The sequence below is a fragment of the Metapseudomonas otitidis genome, from assembly GCF_011397855.1.
In the GTDB taxonomy this organism is placed as follows: domain Bacteria; phylum Pseudomonadota; class Gammaproteobacteria; order Pseudomonadales; family Pseudomonadaceae; genus Metapseudomonas; species Metapseudomonas otitidis.
Map to the genome: position 1 here is coordinate 5,928,894 of NZ_AP022642.1, position 15,982 is coordinate 5,944,875.

Sequence of the window (15,982 nt, forward strand, 5' to 3'; positions counted from 1 at the left end):
CCCAGCCCGAATCGCCGCCCGACGCACCAGAACAGGTCATTTCCCCGCGCCCCATCCCACCGCATCACCCACACGGGTGATGCCGCAAATCGCCCATTCAGGCAGTTATGGGCTCCGACCGCGCTGACTAGCATGAAGCCTCCCTCATTCCTTCACTGGAGAGCCGCATGACAACAAGAACAATGCGCGGAATCTTCCGGCCGCACGCGCTGGCCGCCGCCGTGGCACTGGGGCTGAGCGCCCCCGCCTTCGCCATCAACTTCAACATCGGGGAGATCGAAGGGCAGCTGGACTCCTCGCTGTCCGTCGGCGCCAGCTGGAGCACCCGCGCCCCGGACCGGGACTTCATCTCCACCGCCAGCGGCGGCACCGCCCTGTCCCGGACCAGCGACGACGGCCGCCTCAACTTCAAGAAGGGCGAGACCTTCTCGAAGATCTTCAAGGGCATCCACGACCTCGAACTGAAGTACGGCGACACCGGCGTCTTCATCCGTGGCAAGTACTGGTATGACTTCGAACTCAAGGACGAGCACCGCGAGTTCTACGACATCGACGACCACAACCGGAAGGAAGGTGCCAAGGCCTCCGGCGCGCAGATCCTCGATGCCTTCCTCTACCACAACTACAACCTCGGCGACCTGCCCGGCTCGGTCCGGGTCGGCAAGCAGGTGGTGAGCTGGGGCGAGAGCACCTTCATCGGCAACAGCATCAACAGCATCAACCCCATCGACGCCGCCGCCTTCCGCCGCCCGGGTGCCGAGATCAAGGAAGGCCTCATCCCGGTCAACATGATCTACCTGTCCCAGAGCCTCACCGAGAACCTCTCGGCCGAAGCCTTCTACCAGCTGGAATGGGACCAGACCGTCGCCGACAACTGCGGCACCTTCTTCTCCACCTCCGACGTGGTCGCCGACGGCTGCACCGACCGCCTCATCGTCAACGGGCCCGACCTTGCACCCGGCGTTTCCACCAACACCGGCAGCACCCTCTACATCCCCCGCGCCGGTGACAAGGACGCCCGCGACAGCGGCCAGTTCGGCGTCGCCCTGCGCTGGTTCGTGCCGGAGTTCAACGACACCGAATTCGGCGCCTACGCCATGAACTACCACAGCCGTGGCCCGGTGTTCAGCACCATCCGCACCACCAGCCCGAGCCTCGCGGTGATCCCCGGTGCACCGGGCGCCCGCTACTTCATCGAATACCCCGAAGACATCCGCCTCTACGGCCTGAGCTTCCAGACCAACATCGAAGGCACCTCCGTGGCCGGCGAGATCAGCTACCGCCCCAACATGCCGCTGCAGCTCAACAGCACCGACCTGTCCTTCGCCGCCCTGGCCGTACCCTCCTCACCGGTGTTCGAGAGCGGCCACAGCAGCAACACCGCCGGCGCCATCATCCATGGCTACGAGCGCAAGCCGGTCACCCAGGCCCAGGTCACCGCTACCCAGTTCGTCGACCAGGTCATGGGCGCCAGCCGCCTCACCCTGGTGGCCGAGGTCGGCTACAACCACATCAGCGGCCTCGACGACGACATCGGCTCCCTGCGCTACGGCCGCGACCCGATCTACGGCCCCGGCCAGCTCTCCTCCCAGGCCACCTGCATCGCCCTCACCGCCTCCAGCCCCGCCCAGCGCGAGTGCAACGACAAGGGCTTCTACACCAGCAACTCCTGGGGCTACCGCGCCCGTGCGGTGCTCGACTACCCCAACGTCATCGCCGGCATCAACCTCAGCCCGAGCCTCGCCTGGTCCCATGACGTCGACGGCTACGGCCCCAACTTCAACGAAGGCTCCAAGGCCATCAGCCTCGGCCTCACCGCCGAATACCAGAACACCTACACCGCCAGCCTCAGCTACACCGACTTCTTCGGCGGCCACTACAACCCCACCACTGATCGCGACTTCGTCGCCCTCAGCTTCGGTCTGAACTTCTGACCCCGCGCATAGGACTCGCACCATGAAAACCATAAGAATCCTGCAAGGTGGCGCACTGGTACTCGGCCTGCTGGCCTGCCAGGTCATGGCGGCCGTCAGCCCCGAAGAGGCCGCCCAACTCGGCACCACCCTCACCCCCCTGGGCGCCGAGAAGGCCGGCAACGCCGACGGCAGCATCCCCGCCTGGACCGGCGGCCTGGCGAAGAACGCCGCACCGATCGACGCCAACGGCTTCCTCGCCGACCCCTTCGCCAGCGAGAAGCCGCTGTTCACCATCACCGCCCAGAACGTCGACCAGTACAAAGCCAGGCTCTCCGAAGGGCAGCTGGCGATGTTCAAGCGCTACCCCGAGACCTACAAGATCCCGGTCTACCCCACCCACCGCACCGCCGCCGCGCCGGAGGCCATCTACGCCGCCGCCCGGCAGAGCGCCCTCAACACCCAGCCGGTGGACGGCGGCAACGGCCTCTCCAACTTCGCCGACAGCCACTACTACGCCTTCCCGATTCCCAAGGACGGCGTCCAGGTGCTGTGGAACCACATCACCCGCTACCGCGGCGGCAACGCCCGGCGCCTGGTGGTCCAGGTCACCCCGCAGACCAACGGCTCCTTCTCCCCCGTGCAGTTCCAGGACGAGGTCGCCTTCCCCGCCGACATGACCGACCTGGACAAGGACAAGGCCGCCAACATCCTCCTCTACTTCAAGCAGCGGGTCCTCGCGCCCTCGCGCCTGGCCGGCAACGTGCTGCTGGTCCACGAGACCATCGACCAGGTCAAGGAGCCGCGCCTGGCGTGGATCTACAACGCCGGCCAGCGCCGCGTGCGCCGTGCCCCCCAGGTCGCCTACGACGGCCCCGGTACCGCCGCCGACGGCATGCGCACCGCCGACAACTTCGACATGTTCTCCGGCGCCCCCGACCGCTATGACTGGAAGCTGATCGGCAAGAAGGAGATGTACATCCCCTACAACAGCTACAAGCTCGACTCCACCAGCCTCAAGTACGCCGACATCGTCCGCCCCGGCCACATCAACCAGGACCTCACCCGCTACGAGCTGCACCGGGTCTGGGAAGTGGTCGCCACCCTCAAGTCCGGCGAGCGGCACATCTACGCCAAGCGCCACATGTACCTCGACGAGGACAGCTGGCAGGTGGCCCTGGTGGACCACTACGACGGTCGCGGCCAACTGTGGCGCGTCGGCGAAGGCCACGCCGAGTACCACTACGGCCAGCAGGTCTCCGCCTACACCCTCGAAGCCCTCTACGACATCATCGCCGGCCGCTACATCGCCCTCGGCCTGAAGAACGAGGAGAAGCACGGCACCGAGTTCGGCTTCAAGGCCAGCGGCGCCGACTACACCCCCGCCGCCCTGCGCAACGCCGGCATCCGCTGAGCACACCGCGCCCAGGGACGGGCGCCCCCTTATGACCCGCCATCACGCCGGCGCATGGGCCTTTGCGCGATGGCAGCGGATGTCTAGCCTGAACGACCACGGTTCACCATAACGACAACACCGAGAACCGCCATGCCCCGCACCGCCCCCCGACCCGACCGTCCCGGCGTGCCCCGCCTGCCGCCCGCGCACGTGCCCCGACCGCGCCTGGTGGCGCCGCTGCTGGAGCAACCGGCGCGCCTGCGCCTGCTCTGTGCCCCCGCCGGCTTCGGCAAGAGCGTGCTGCTCAGCGAACTGCTGCGGGCCGGCGCCGAAACCCACGACGCCATCGCCTGGATCGGCCTCGGTGGCGAAGCCCTCCCCGTGGAGCGCCTGGTCGCCCAGGTCGCCACCGCCCTGCAGCGCCCGGCCCCCGACCTGCCCCCGCAACAGGCCCTCTGGCAACTGCTGGGCGACCCCTCGCGGCCGCTGTGGCTGGTACTCGACGACTACCCCGCCGACCCGCCACCCGAACTGGACGCCTGCATCGACCTGCTGCTCGCCCGCACCCCACCCAACCTGCAGCTGCTGGTCAGCGCCCGCCAGCGCCCCGAATGGAACCTGCCGCGCCTACTGCTGGCCGGTGACCTGCAAGAGCTGGACGCCGCCCAGCTCGCCCTGACCCGTGACGAGCAGGAGCGCCTGGTGGACCTGATCGCCCCCCAGGCCAACCCGACCCTGCGCGACGAGCTGTGGGCGGAAAGCGAAGGCTGGTGCGCCGGCGTCCGCCTGCAACTGTGCAGCCGCTTCCCCCCGTCCGCCGCCAGCAACGTCGGCGCCCACCACTGCTGGCTCAAGGAATACCTCGACCACGAACTGCTGGCCCGCCTGGACGACGACGAAGCCCGCTGCCTGTTCGCCCTGGTGCACCTGCCCCGGGTCAGCGCCGAACTCTGCCAGCAACTCTGGGAGGACGGCGATGGCGCCGCCCTGTTCGCCCGTCTTCTCGCCCGCCATGCCTTCTTCATGCCGCTGGACGAAGAAGGCCGCTGGTACCGCGTCCTGCCCATCGTCGCCCGGGTGCTGCGCAACCGCCTCGCCCCCGCAGCCGCCACCCACCTGCACCTGGCCGCCTGCCGGGTCTTCATCGCCGCCGGCCAGGTGGAAGACGCCATCGAACAGGCCCTCTGCGCCCAGCAGCCGGAAGTGGCCGCCAACTACCTCGAACACCTCGGCCAGGAATGGCTCACCGGCGAACAGCACCTCGCCCACCTGCTCGCCTGGCGCGACCGCCTGCCCCAGGTGCTGCTGGAAAGCACCCCGCGCCTGCTCACCCTCAGCGCCTGGGCCCTGTTGCTGGCCTGGCGCCTGGACGAAGCCCAGGCCTGCATCGAGCACCTCGGCCGTTTCCTGCCCCAGGCCGACGCACGGCGCAACCGCAAGCTGATCGCCAACGGCCAGGCCCTGCAGGGCGTGCTCACCGCCCTGCGCGGACGCTCCGCCAGCGAAGCCCGGCAGCACTGCCACGAAGCCCTGGAACACCTGCCCGAACGGGACTGGATGCCACTGCTGCTGTGCCACTCCGCCCTGGCCCGGCTGGCCATGGCCGAAGGCGAGCCCGACCAGGCCGCCGCCATGCTGCACGACGCCCTCGAACTGGCACGGCGCCAGGGCAGCGTGCTCTTCGAGGTGCTGATCAACCTCGACCGCATTCGCCTGCTGGTCCTGCGGGGCGAGCTCACCCGTGCCCAGAGCCTGGTCACCCAGAGCTTCGCCCTCACCGCCCGGCGCCGGGGCGTCGACGGCCTGCTGCTGGGCCGCCTGCACCTGATCCAGGCCGAACTGCACCTGCTCCACGGCCGTCTCGACGAAGCCGGCCCCGCCCTGGACAGCGGCCTGGAACAGGCCCTGGCCTGCGCCGACCCCTTCGCCCTGCACGGCTACCTCGGCCTCGCCGAACGCAGCTCGCGCCAGGGCGAGTTCGACCAGGCCTTCCTCCACCTGCGCGAAGCCGAGCGGCAGATGCACTGCCGGCAGGTCTGGCGCCTGTGCTTCAACGGCGCCCTCAGCCTGCAGAGCATGCGCGTGCTGGCCCGCCAGGGCCGCTGGGAACGGGTCGAGCCGGTGGGCCTGCGCATCCAGCGCTACTTCGAGGGCGAACACCCCTGGATGGCCCCGCTCGACTACCCCACCCTGCCCCTGCGCAACCAACTGCTGCTGGCCCGGGTGCACCTCAGTGCCGGTCGCCCGCAGCAGGCCGAAGCGGCATTGCGCAGCCTCCTGCAACGCTGCGAGCGCCTGCAGTACCGGCCGCTGGCCTGTGAAGTCGGCCTGGTACTGGCCGAGGCCGCGCGGCAACTCGGCCAGGAGGACGCCGCCCAGCTGGAGCGCGAGGCCCGCCAGCAGGCCTCGGCCCTGGGCCTCAACGGCCTGCTGCAGGAATGGGCCGCCCTGCCGAACGGCACCCCGGCGGCCGTGGCACTGCTCAGCCAGCGGGAACAGGCGGTGCTGCACCTGCTGGCCGAGGGCTGCTCGAACGAAGAGATCGGCGGGCGGCTGTTCATCTCGGTCAACACCGTCAAGACCCACACCAAGAAGATCAACAGCAAGCTCGGCGTGAAACGCCGCACCCAGGCCGTGATGCGCGCCAAGACCCTTGGCCTGCTGGTCTGAGGCAACATCGCGACAATCCGCCACACCCACCCCGCACACCCAGCTCAAAGCCCCGCCGCAGAGCGACCTGACCCTGTAGTCAACTATTCATGAAAACTACAGAAGCCCGAATTTCCGGGACCTTATGGCAACTATAAAAAACGCTGACTAACAGTCCCCACGCTGGACACGGCAGGATTGCGCAGCCTTCCCGAGGTTCCGGCGTGCCCGGCTCTTTTCCACGAGCCCCGGCGCCTCACGGAAGACAAAAGAACGCCGAAAGGCCCATTAGACAAGGGCTGGAGGCAGATCGAACCTTATCACCGGGAAAACGGTCAGTAGGTGACTTGTAGTTCTTGTTGCGTTTTGCTCCAGAACTCCTTGATGGCCATTCGGTTCACCTGCAAAATGCCGCGCCCGTCCTGGTCGCGCCATGCGCACCCGGCGGCGTCGTGCTGATCCGCCCGCCAGAGCGCCATCGCAGTGCACTGGACTCATAAGTAAAACGATCACGCAGGAGGTTTTTACGTGCACATCGGTGTTCCTCTCGAAACCCAGGCCGGCGAAACGCGGGTTGCCGCGACGCCAGAGACCATCAAGAAGCTGATCGGCCAAGGCCATCAGGTCACCGTGCAGCGCGGGGCCGGCATCAACGCCAGCATTCCCGACGCCGCCTTCGAAGCCGTCGGCGCCACCCTGGGTGATGCCGCTGCCGCCTTCGGTGCCGACCTGGTGCTCAAGGTCGTGGCCCCCAGCGACGACGAAGCCGCCCTGATGAAGGCCGGTGCCGTCCTGGTGGGGATGCTCAACCCCTTCAGCAACGAAACCATCGCCCGGCTCAACGCCCGTGGCCTGACCGCCTTCGCCCTGGAGGCCGCCCCGCGTACCTCCCGCGCCCAGAGCCTGGACGTGCTGTCGTCCCAGGCCAACATCGCCGGCTACAAGGCGGTGATGCTGGCGGCCAACCACTACCCGCGCTTCATGCCCATGCTGATGACCGCCGCCGGCACCGTGAAGGCCGCTCGCGTGCTGATCCTCGGCGCCGGTGTCGCCGGCCTGCAGGCCATCGCCACGGCCAAGCGCCTGGGTGCGGTGATCGAAGCCTCCGACGTGCGTCCGGCGGTGAAGGAGCAGATCGAGTCCCTCGGCGCCAAGTTCGTCGACGTGCCCTTCGAGACCGATGAAGAGCGCGAATGCGCCCAGGGCGTCGGCGGCTATGCCCGTCCCATGCCCGCCTCCTGGATGGAGCGCCAGGCCAAGGCCGTGCACGAGCGCGCCAAGCAGTCCGACATCGTCATCACCACCGCGCTGATCCCCGGCCGCAAGGCCCCGACCCTGCTCCACGAGGCCACCGTCGCCGAAATGAAGCCGGGCTCCGTGGTCATCGACCTGGCCGCCGCCCAGGGTGGCAACTGCCCGCTCACCGAGCTGGACCAGGTGGTGGTCAAGCACGGCGTCACCATCGTCGGCCACGGCAACCTCGCGGCCCTGGTGCCGGCCGATGCCTCCGCGCTGTACGCCCGCAACCTGCTGGATTTCCTCAAGCTGGTCATCGACAAGGACGGCCAGTTCCACCTCAACCTCGAAGACGACATCGTCGCCGCGTGCCTGATGTGCCGCGACGGGCAAGTCGTCCGCACCAACGGCTAAGGGGCAGCGGACATGGACCTGATTTCTGACGGCATCTACAACCTGATCATCTTCGTGCTGGCCATCTACGTCGGCTACCACGTGGTGTGGAACGTGACCCCCGCCCTGCACACCCCGCTGATGGCCGTGACCAACGCCATCTCCGCGATCGTGATCGTCGGCGCCATGCTGGCTGCCGCGCTCACCGTCACCCCCCTGGGCAAGGCCATGGGCACCCTGGCGGTGGCCCTGGCCGCGGTGAACGTCTTCGGTGGCTTCCTGGTCACCCGCCGCATGCTGGAAATGTTCAAGAAGAAAGCGCCGAAAGCGGCTGCGGAGAAACACTGACCATGAGCATGAACCTGATCACTGTTCTCTACCTCGTCGCCTCGGTGTGCTTCATCCAGGCGCTGAAAGGCCTGTCGCACCCAACCACGTCCCGTCGCGGCAACCTGTTCGGCATGATCGGCATGGCCATCGCGGTGTTCACCACCGTCGGCCTGATCTACAAGCTCGGCGCTGAGCTCGCCACCCAGGGCATCGGCTACGTCATCGTCGGCCTGCTGGTCGGAGGCACCGCCGGCTCGATCATGGCCAAGCGCGTCGAAATGACCAAGATGCCGGAGCTGGTCGCCTTCATGCACAGCATGATCGGCCTGGCCGCCGTGTTCATCGCCATCGCCGCCGTGGTCGAACCCCAGTCCCTGGGCATCGTCGCCACCCTGGGCGACGCCATTCCCAAGGGCAACCGCCTGGAACTGTTCCTCGGCGCGGCCATCGGTGCCATCACCTTCTCCGGTTCGGTGATCGCCTTCGGCAAGCTCTCCGGCAAGTACAAGTTCCGCCTGTTCCAGGGCGCCCCGGTGGTGTTCAAGGGCCAGCACATGGTCAACCTGCTGGTGGGCCTGGCCATCCTCGCACTGGGCCTGTACTTCACCTTCACCGGTGACATCCGCGCCTTCGCCGTGCTGGTGGCCCTGGCCTTCGTCATCGGCGTGCTGATCATCATCCCGATCGGCGGCGCCGACATGCCGGTGGTGGTGTCGATGCTCAACAGCTACTCGGGCTGGGCGGCGGCCGGCATCGGCTTCTCGCTGAACAACTCGATGCTGATCATCGCCGGTTCGCTGGTGGGCTCCTCGGGCGCGATCCTCTCCTACATCATGTGCAAGGCGATGAACCGCTCGTTCTTCAACGTCATCCTCGGCGGCTTCGGTGCTGACGCGGACGCCGGCAGCTCGGGCGGCAGCCAGGAGCAACGCCCGGTGAAGTCGGGCTCCTCCGACGACGCGGCCTTCCTGCTGACCAACGCCGACACCGTCATCATCGTCCCCGGCTACGGCCTGGCCGTGGCCCGTGCCCAGCACGCGCTGATGGAACTGTCGGAGAAGCTGAGCCACCGTGGCGTGACCGTGAAATTCGCCATCCACCCGGTCGCCGGCCGCATGCCCGGCCACATGAACGTCCTGCTGGCCGAGGCCGAAGTGCCCTACGAGCAGGTGTTCGAGATGGAAGACATCAACTCCGAGTTCGGCCAGGCCGACGTGGTGCTGGTCCTGGGCGCCAACGACGTGGTCAACCCGGCCGCGAAGAACGACCCCAAGTCGCCCATCGCCGGCATGCCGATCCTCGAGGCCTACAAGGCCAAGACCGTGATCGTCAACAAACGCTCCATGGCCAGCGGCTACGCCGGCCTGGACAACGAACTGTTCTACCTGGACAAGACCATGATGGTCTTCGGCGACGCCAAGAAAGTCCTGGAAGACATGGTCAAGGCCGTGGACTGAGATCACACGCCTGCGCTCCACCTTTCCCAGCCCCGGCCTTCGTGCCGGGGTTTTTTATGGGGGCGCCATCAGGCCAAGAACTCACGCGGGGATAGACACCGACGATGATTCGGCCAGACGCTCATGGGCGGCCAACAAGATGCGCTCCAAGCGCTCGAGTTCCAGAATCACCACCTCGTAGGCGGCTTCCATACGCCCTGCCCCCAAGGCGGCACGCTCCAGGGCCAGGCAGGCATTGGCAAGACCGAGGTCACCGACCACCCGGGCACCGCCTTTCAACCGGTGCGCAAAGCGCGCAACTGCTTTCCGATCACACAGTCCGTAGCAGCGAATCAGACCATCGCGGTCACTGCGGTTGCTGCGTACAACCTCACTCAGCAGGCCAATCAGTGCCTGCGGGTCACCACTCGCCATACGCAGCAACGTACGGGGTGGTGCATTACCGTTGCCTCCTCTTTCCCCGCGCAGGGGAAAAACCCGAGGCCGGTTCATTATTTCTCGCTCCAAGCGTTCAACCATGCCAGATCCTCCCAAGGACCAGATTTAGCCGGGCAGGCCTGCCCGACGGACTCATGAAGGGCCGTTACGTAAAAAGGGCACCAATTCACCCGCAGCGGCGTATTGCCTGAAAGTGGCCAGATAGCTATCGAAACGGTTGTTCACTTCACTCACACGATTGCCATAGTGATCGGTCTCTGCAGTCAGCACGTCGAGCAACGTGCGCCGCCCCAGGTGATACCACTGGTCGAAGAAGTCGGAACGAATCCGGTCGGACTCCAACGTCAGCTTTTGATAGAGGTCTGCCCGCTCAGCCATGGTGCGGGCGTCATGGTCAGCAGCCCGGATACGCTGACGCAGGTCGTCAAGAATATCGTCTGTACGCTGTCGCCCGGCTTCTGCCCGACTGAGCGCCGCGCGCTCCGCAGCGCGGGACGAGCCGCCCGAAAACGCGTTCCAGGTGACTTGGATACTGGTTTTCCAGGGATTGGAATCGCCCTGCAGGTTCTCCCCGGTATCCTTGCCTACCACCCAGTTCACCTGGGGCCTTCCTGAGGCACGAACAGCGCGGGCATAGTCCTCAGCCGATAGCGACTCCGCACGTGACTGTTGAATCGAGGGATGACGCTCCAGACTCGCAACCAGAGCGCGAGCGTTTGCAAAGCCCAGGCTCCAGGCCGAGGGGTGCGGAAGGCTGATAGCGGTGTCGCCCAGGAGACGCTGCAAGGCAATTTCGGCGTCCCTTTCCCTGGCCAGAGCACCGTCGAGCGCGGCCTGGGCTTGCAGGAGCCGCCCTCTGGCCTGGGTTAGCTCGCTATTGCGTCCCGGATCTACCTGGACGATTTTCGCCAGCATCTCCACCAGCTCAGTCATGCGGTCGGCATAGGCACGGCTGAGCACTCCGATGTGCTGCTGTTTGGTCCGCTCGACGAGCAGCCCGACCACTTCGAACGCGATGTTCTCCTGCTCGCCGTCAAGCTTGTGCGCGTTTGCCTGTAGCAATGCCTCACGACTGGAAATGGTGTTCGAGATCTGCCCCCAGTCGTAGAGGCTGGTGCTCAGTTGAACAGCTGCAAGTCCTTTGTCGCTGCTCCCCGACGAGCCGCCGAAGGATGCGGCGCGACTCGCTCCGCTCACCTCCAGTTGTGGCCAGCGGCGCCCCTTGGCCTCGTCCAGCTCCGCCTCTGCGACCTCAGTATCAGCGCGGGCGGCCTTGATGCGCGCACTGCGCTGGAGCGCCACCTGCACCGCATGGGCCAAGCGCTCCCGTAGTACAGCTTCATTGATACGACGAACATCCTCCATGCCCCGTTGGCGCCAGTATTCAACAGCAGAAACACTGCCCTTATCAGGATCAGGGCTTTCTAGCGCCCAGGCTGGGGACGAACTGCAGCCAAGCAAAACACAGAGCCCGACCACTCGGACACCTGACTCAGCGCTCACGGAAAGCCTCCCTCGCCTTGAGTACGGGCTTGAGCAGGTAGTCGAGAATGGTCTTCTCTCCCGTCCGAATCTCAACCGACGCCACCATTCCAGGGATGATCGGCAACGACTTTCCCCCGGCCTCCAGCACACTGCTTTCGGTAAGGACAAGCACACGGTAATAGGTATCGTCCTGGCGGCCGGCCGCGGCCTTCTGGTCATCTTTAAGCGTATCGGGGCTGATGTGCTCGACCCGGCCACTCAGGCCACCATAAATGGCGTAGTCATAAGCCGTGATCTTGACGGTGGCCGGCAAACCCGGTCGCAGGAAGGCAACATCGGAGGGGCGAATACGCCCTTCTACCAGCAGTTGCTCCTCCAGGGGCACGATCTCAAGGATGTGTTCTCCCGGCTGGATGACCCCTCCCAACGTGTTGACCCTGACGTTCTTGATGGTGCCGCGCACAGGGGCGGTCAGCGTAGTGCGCTCTACGACGTCCGCGCGCCCGACAAGGTTCTCGTTGGTTTGAGAGAGCTCCAGTTCGAGCCGGGTCAGCTCAGCATTCGCATCGGCCTGGTAGCGATTGTTCCGCTCGATGATCTGAGCCTTGATGTCGTTGGCCTGGCGCCGCATCCGCAGGAGCTCTACATCGGAAAGCAGGCCTCGCGCGGCCAAGGGCTCCGCCAGCCGGATTTCCTGCATGGACAGGTCATGGCTGCGCTCGAGAGAGGCCACGCTGTCCAGCAGCGCCCGGCGGCGCGACTGGTAGGCGAGGGTTTCCTGCTCGACAACCTCAGGCGCCTGGCGAACCTGTTCATCAAACTGCAAAGGCACGCCATAGGCCTCGGCCCGCAAGCGCGCAATGCTGCCCTTCAAGCCCACCACCTTGCTCAATGCTTCGCGATAGCTGGCTTGTGCCCGTGTAGGGTCGATCTTCAGCAGTACCTGGCCTGCCTCCACCACGTCGCCCTCTCGCACGGCCATTTCTGCCAGGATGCCGCCTTCCAAGCTTTGAATGACCTGCTCACGACTCTTTGAAATGATCCGGGCCTCCCCCTGAGTGATCTCCTCCACCCGGGCAAAGTGCGCCCAGATCGCCCCGACGATGAACACCGCCAGGATCAGGTAGATGACCAGCAGGGAGCCTGGCGAGCGCTGGGCGAGCAGTGACTCCTGGACATCGTTCATGAACCGGGTTTCTTCAGCACTTAGCCGTTTACGCGTCCATCGCATACCCATGGCGAACCGGCTCACGACGCACCTCCCGGCGCAACCGGGCTAAGCGATGACAAGTCCCCCATGTTGATGGTGCTTTTGCCCCGCGCCACGGACGGTTGCTTCACAGTACTGTCGCTGTTCAGCGCGGCCAGGACCGCCGACTTGGGGCCATCGGCGACTATGCGCCCCTCCTCGACCACGACGACACGGTCCACCAGGGCCAACACCGCCGGACGGTGGGTGACCACGACCAGAGTCTGACCCTGAAGGGCTCTTTTCATGTGCGCCAGGAACTGCGTTTCGGTCTGCACATCCATCGCACTGGTGGGCTCGTCCATCAGCAAAAGGCGAGGGCGAGCCAAAAGGCTGCGCGCCAAGGCGACCAGCTGCCGTTGCCCGCCTGAAAGCCCCTCTCCCATTTCACCGATTGGGAGGTTAAGACCACGCGGATGGCGGGCAGCTACTTGGTCAAGCCCGGTGAGGCGCATGACCGCAAGTAATTCGTCGGAGCTTGCTTCCGGGCGGCCGATCGTCAGGTTTTCCCTCAGCGTTCCGTAGAACAACCGGGCGTCTTGCCCGACATAACCCGTCGCGTTACGCCAGTCAGCCGGATCGACCTGGTTCAGGTCCAGGCCTTCGCTGAATACCTGGCCGGAAACCGGTGCATACAACCGCGCCATGACCCGCAACAGGGTGGACTTACCGCTTCCTACCCGACCGATGATCGCTACACGTTCGCCTGGCTGGATGTCCAGATTGATATCGACCAGTACCGGAGGGTTGGGCTGAAGAGGCGGGGCGGGGTATGCAAATCCCAAGGCACGGAGACTGATCTGCCCGCGTAGCACCGGCTTGGGCAGGTAGTTCTGTTTCGCATCCCGCTCGACCGGCAGAGCCATCAGCTTGTCCAGGCTGGCGAGCGCGGCCTTTGCCTGCTGCAGACGCACAGCCAATGCCACGACCTGGCCGAGCGGAGCAGTCACCCGCCCGCCTAGCATCACCGTGGCGATCAGGGCACCCATGGTCAGTTGGCCGGCATCGATGAGGTAGACGCCCACGATGATCAGCACAACCGTCTGCAGTTGCTGAAGCAGCATCACGGAGCCGGTTGCCAGATTGGTCAGTTGGCGGGATTTCATGCTCGTCGCCGCCTGGAGGGCGCTGAAATGTTGCCAGCGGTGCTGCATGAACCCCGAGCCGCCAGTTGCCTTGAGGGTTTCCAGCCCCTCGATGGATTCCACCAGCACACCCTGTTTGAGAGACGACTCCTGCAGGTTTTCACGCATGGCACGAGCCAGCGGCCACTGGATTGCCGTGCAAATCAGCAGAATGAGCGGGATCATCAACAAAGGAATCCAACCAAGCCCCCCTCCGATGACGAAAATCACGCCGACGAAGAGCAGCACGAACGGCAGGTCGGCCAGTGCAGCCAGCGTCGCCGACGCAGTGAAATCGCGAACAGACTCGAACTCACGCAACTGGTTGGCAAAGCTGCCGGACGAGGCCGGTTTGTATTCCATTCGGACCGATAACGCCTGACGGAAGAGCATCGCCCCCAATATCAGGTCCGCTTTCTTTCCCGCCGTATCGAGCAGGTAAGCCCTGACATACCGCGTGATCGCCTCAAACAACATCGCAAGGGCGACCCCGATCCCCAGGGACCAGAGCGTGACGAACGCCTGATTTGGCACGACCCGGTCGTAGACGTTCATGGTGAAAAAGATGCTTGCCAGCGAAAGGACGTTCACCATCACCGTTGCAATGACCGCGCTCCGGTAATAGCGCCGGTAGCGCCACAGCGTGCTGAAGAGCCAGTGCCGCTTCGGCTCGGGCAGCGCTTCGCCTGCCCGCTCATCAACGCAGGCACGCGGCTTGGCAAGAATGAGACAGCCGCTATACAGCGCCTCAAGTTCCTCGCGGCCCATCTCGACAGGCTCAGCCGCAACCTCCGGAAGCCACACCTTGTAGCGCTGCTGGTCATGACCGTCCGCCGAACGCACCTTACGTGCACCCAGCAGAATCGCACCGCCGCTTCCTCGTCGCAGCAAAACCAGAGGAACAATCTGCATGGGCAGGGCGTCCAGGCTTCGCTTCACCAGTCCGGCTGCAAACCCGCACTGCTCCAGTGCTCGCAGAGCCAGCGATGGGCCTATCAAGCCAGCACGCGGCAGATCGGCTACCAATGCCTCTCGGCTTCTGCCCATGCCATGCCGCTCACACAGCCAGACAAGACAGTCCAGCAACGTATCGGCACTGCCTCCAGGCTCAGCGGCAGCATCGGAGGGGAGCTCTTCATTGAGCGGAACGACGTTGTCTGAGGTCATTGGGTGCGCATCCGGGAAATGTTTCGGCCACGCGCAGCCATGTCGGGCACGTCATTGGAGAGCGAGGCGGGGGTTGCGAGTATTCTGAGATCGCCCCAATTAGCCCCCAATGAGAATTGTCTTAAATTAAGGGCTTCACCTCTTCATTCCGACCAAACGAGCTATAAGGGAGCCACCCTCGGCATCGCCAGGCAGCATTGCTTTCAGGCAGAACTCCAAGGATTCGGAGACGACGCTGGACCAACACGACGCAACTCCCTCGTAGTCAAATGAAAAACAACAGTTCTTGACCCTGTTTCGGCGGAGCGCGTTGAATGCGCGCCTTTTTACTCAGTGCGGCTCGCTGAGCGACGCCATGGTAGTCAGGTCAGTCCAGTGGAAAGCCTCGCAGTCAGCGCACTGACAGCCCAGATGGATGTGAATGATGAGATGGTCCAAACAGCCCCCCATACGCATAGCCGTACTGGATGACCACTCACTGATCCGTAGAGCCTTGCAGCTCTGCCTATCGGCCGAGCCGGACTTCGAGCTGACGGGACTGTATGCCTCGAGCCGCAGCCTGCTGGATGCCTTGCGCAGCACAGAGACCGATGTCCTGCTGATGGACTACTCCTTGGGCGAAGGTGAAGTGGACGGCCAGGCACTGATCCGGATCCTGCGCGCCCGCTACCCCGAGATGTACATCCTGGTGTCGTCGTCCATCGAGCGCCCGGCCATTGTTCAAGTTGCGCTCAAAGCCGGCGCAATGGGATTCGTGGGCAAAAGCCAGGAGATCGACGAACTGCTGGCAGCTATTCGGCGAGTCGCCAGTGGGCGAATCTATCTCACCCGGGAAATGGCCTATCAGATCAAGAGTCTTCCCGAGGCTTGTGAGGAAGGAAGCACCGAAACCTCACCGAGCACTCCGCTGACCCAGCGCGAGCATGAAGTCATCCGCTGCTGCCTGGCCGGCATGAGCGTTTCGCAGATCGCCACCAAGTTCAACCGAAGCCGAAAAACGGTAAGCGGACAGAAGCAATCCGCCTTTCGCAAGCTTGGCATTCGCACGGATGCAGAGCTGTTCAAGTACCAAGACGAACTAGGCAACCTCTGACACGCCGCTTCACACAACCATCCGCCTGAGCCGGTAGACGGCTCCCTCCTGC

The 15,982-nt window shown here is 64.9% G+C and carries 11 protein-coding genes; 7 read left to right on the top strand and 4 right to left on the bottom strand.

Features of this window, described 5'->3' with window-relative positions; genetic code table 11:
- The first annotated feature begins 167 nt into the window (after window positions 1–167).
- The 6 genes from PotMrB4_RS27435 to PotMrB4_RS27460 all read left to right on the top strand — a co-directional run bounded on the left by PotMrB4_RS27435 (window position 168) and on the right by PotMrB4_RS27460 (window position 9,374).
- A complete protein-coding gene (locus tag PotMrB4_RS27435; protein WP_074969652.1) occupies window positions 168–1,934 on the top strand; it encodes a DUF1302 domain-containing protein in 1,767 nt (588 codons plus the stop codon).
- 22 nt (window positions 1,935–1,956) lie between these two features.
- Window positions 1,957–3,327 (top strand): DUF1329 domain-containing protein, encoded by a 1,371-nt coding sequence (locus PotMrB4_RS27440; RefSeq protein ID WP_044403420.1) that lies wholly within the window; start codon window positions 1,957–1,959, stop codon window positions 3,325–3,327.
- A gap of 132 nt (window positions 3,328–3,459) precedes the next feature.
- A complete protein-coding gene (locus PotMrB4_RS27445) occupies window positions 3,460–5,979 on the top strand; it encodes a LuxR C-terminal-related transcriptional regulator (RefSeq protein WP_172434968.1) in 2,520 nt (839 codons plus the stop codon).
- 507 nt (window positions 5,980–6,486) lie between these two features.
- Complete coding sequence (locus PotMrB4_RS27450) at window positions 6,487–7,608, top strand: Re/Si-specific NAD(P)(+) transhydrogenase subunit alpha (RefSeq protein ID WP_074969656.1); 1,122 nt, start codon at window positions 6,487–6,489, stop codon at window positions 7,606–7,608.
- A 12-nt stretch (window positions 7,609–7,620) separates the two neighbouring features.
- On the top strand, window positions 7,621–7,935 hold the full coding sequence (locus PotMrB4_RS27455; RefSeq protein ID WP_044405771.1) for an NAD(P) transhydrogenase subunit alpha: 315 nt from the start codon (window positions 7,621–7,623) through the stop codon (window positions 7,933–7,935).
- 2 nt (window positions 7,936–7,937) lie between these two features.
- Window positions 7,938–9,374 (top strand): NAD(P)(+) transhydrogenase (Re/Si-specific) subunit beta, encoded by a 1,437-nt coding sequence (locus tag PotMrB4_RS27460; protein ID WP_044405769.1) that lies wholly within the window; start codon window positions 7,938–7,940, stop codon window positions 9,372–9,374.
- 81 nt (window positions 9,375–9,455) lie between these two features.
- Here PotMrB4_RS27460 and PotMrB4_RS27465 read toward each other — a convergent pair whose 3' ends face one another.
- The 4 genes from PotMrB4_RS27465 to PotMrB4_RS27480 form a co-directional block, all read right to left on the bottom strand.
- Window positions 9,456–9,893: an Hpt domain-containing protein gene (locus tag PotMrB4_RS27465; RefSeq protein WP_172434969.1), complete on the bottom strand. Its 438-nt coding sequence runs from the start codon at window positions 9,891–9,893 to the stop codon at window positions 9,456–9,458.
- Window positions 9,894–9,944: 51 nt separating this feature from the next.
- Window positions 9,945–11,177, bottom strand: coding sequence for a TolC family protein (locus tag PotMrB4_RS27470; RefSeq protein ID WP_172434970.1), 1,233 nt, complete (start codon window positions 11,175–11,177; stop codon window positions 9,945–9,947).
- A 127-nt stretch (window positions 11,178–11,304) separates the two neighbouring features.
- Window positions 11,305–12,483 carry an HlyD family type I secretion periplasmic adaptor subunit gene (locus tag PotMrB4_RS27475; RefSeq protein WP_232060775.1) on the bottom strand — a complete coding sequence of 393 codons (1,179 nt, stop codon included), beginning with the start codon at window positions 12,481–12,483 and terminating at the stop codon, window positions 11,305–11,307.
- Between the two features lie 62 nt (window positions 12,484–12,545).
- Window positions 12,546–14,837: a type I secretion system permease/ATPase gene (locus PotMrB4_RS27480; protein WP_172434971.1), complete on the bottom strand. Its 2,292-nt coding sequence runs from the start codon at window positions 14,835–14,837 to the stop codon at window positions 12,546–12,548.
- A 424-nt stretch (window positions 14,838–15,261) separates the two neighbouring features.
- Between PotMrB4_RS27480 and PotMrB4_RS27485 the strand changes: the two genes are divergently transcribed.
- Window positions 15,262–15,930 carry a response regulator transcription factor gene (locus PotMrB4_RS27485; RefSeq protein ID WP_172434972.1) on the top strand — a complete coding sequence of 223 codons (669 nt, stop codon included), beginning with the start codon at window positions 15,262–15,264 and terminating at the stop codon, window positions 15,928–15,930.
- Window positions 15,931–15,982 lie beyond the last annotated feature (52 nt).

Excerpts from the sequence above, each read along its gene's own strand:
- PotMrB4_RS27435 (WP_074969652.1), top strand. The coding sequence starts at position 168 with ATGACAACAAGAACAATGCGCGGAATCTTCCGGCCGCACGCGCTGGCC.
- PotMrB4_RS27440 (WP_044403420.1), top strand. The coding sequence starts at position 1,957 with ATGAAAACCATAAGAATCCTGCAAGGTGGCGCACTGGTACTCGGCCTG.
- PotMrB4_RS27445 (WP_172434968.1), top strand. The coding sequence starts at position 3,460 with ATGCCCCGCACCGCCCCCCGACCCGACCGTCCCGGCGTGCCCCGCCTG.
- PotMrB4_RS27455 (WP_044405771.1), top strand. The coding sequence starts at position 7,621 with ATGGACCTGATTTCTGACGGCATCTACAACCTGATCATCTTCGTGCTG.
- PotMrB4_RS27460 (WP_044405769.1), top strand. The coding sequence starts at position 7,938 with ATGAGCATGAACCTGATCACTGTTCTCTACCTCGTCGCCTCGGTGTGC.
- PotMrB4_RS27465 (WP_172434969.1), bottom strand. The coding sequence starts at position 9,893 with ATGGTTGAACGCTTGGAGCGAGAAATAATGAACCGGCCTCGGGTTTTT.
- PotMrB4_RS27470 (WP_172434970.1), bottom strand. The coding sequence starts at position 11,177 with ATGGAGGATGTTCGTCGTATCAATGAAGCTGTACTACGGGAGCGCTTG.
- PotMrB4_RS27475 (WP_232060775.1), bottom strand. The coding sequence starts at position 12,483 with ATGAACGATGTCCAGGAGTCACTGCTCGCCCAGCGCTCGCCAGGCTCC.
- PotMrB4_RS27480 (WP_172434971.1), bottom strand. The coding sequence starts at position 14,837 with ATGACCTCAGACAACGTCGTTCCGCTCAATGAAGAGCTCCCCTCCGAT.
- PotMrB4_RS27485 (WP_172434972.1), top strand. The coding sequence starts at position 15,262 with ATGAGATGGTCCAAACAGCCCCCCATACGCATAGCCGTACTGGATGAC.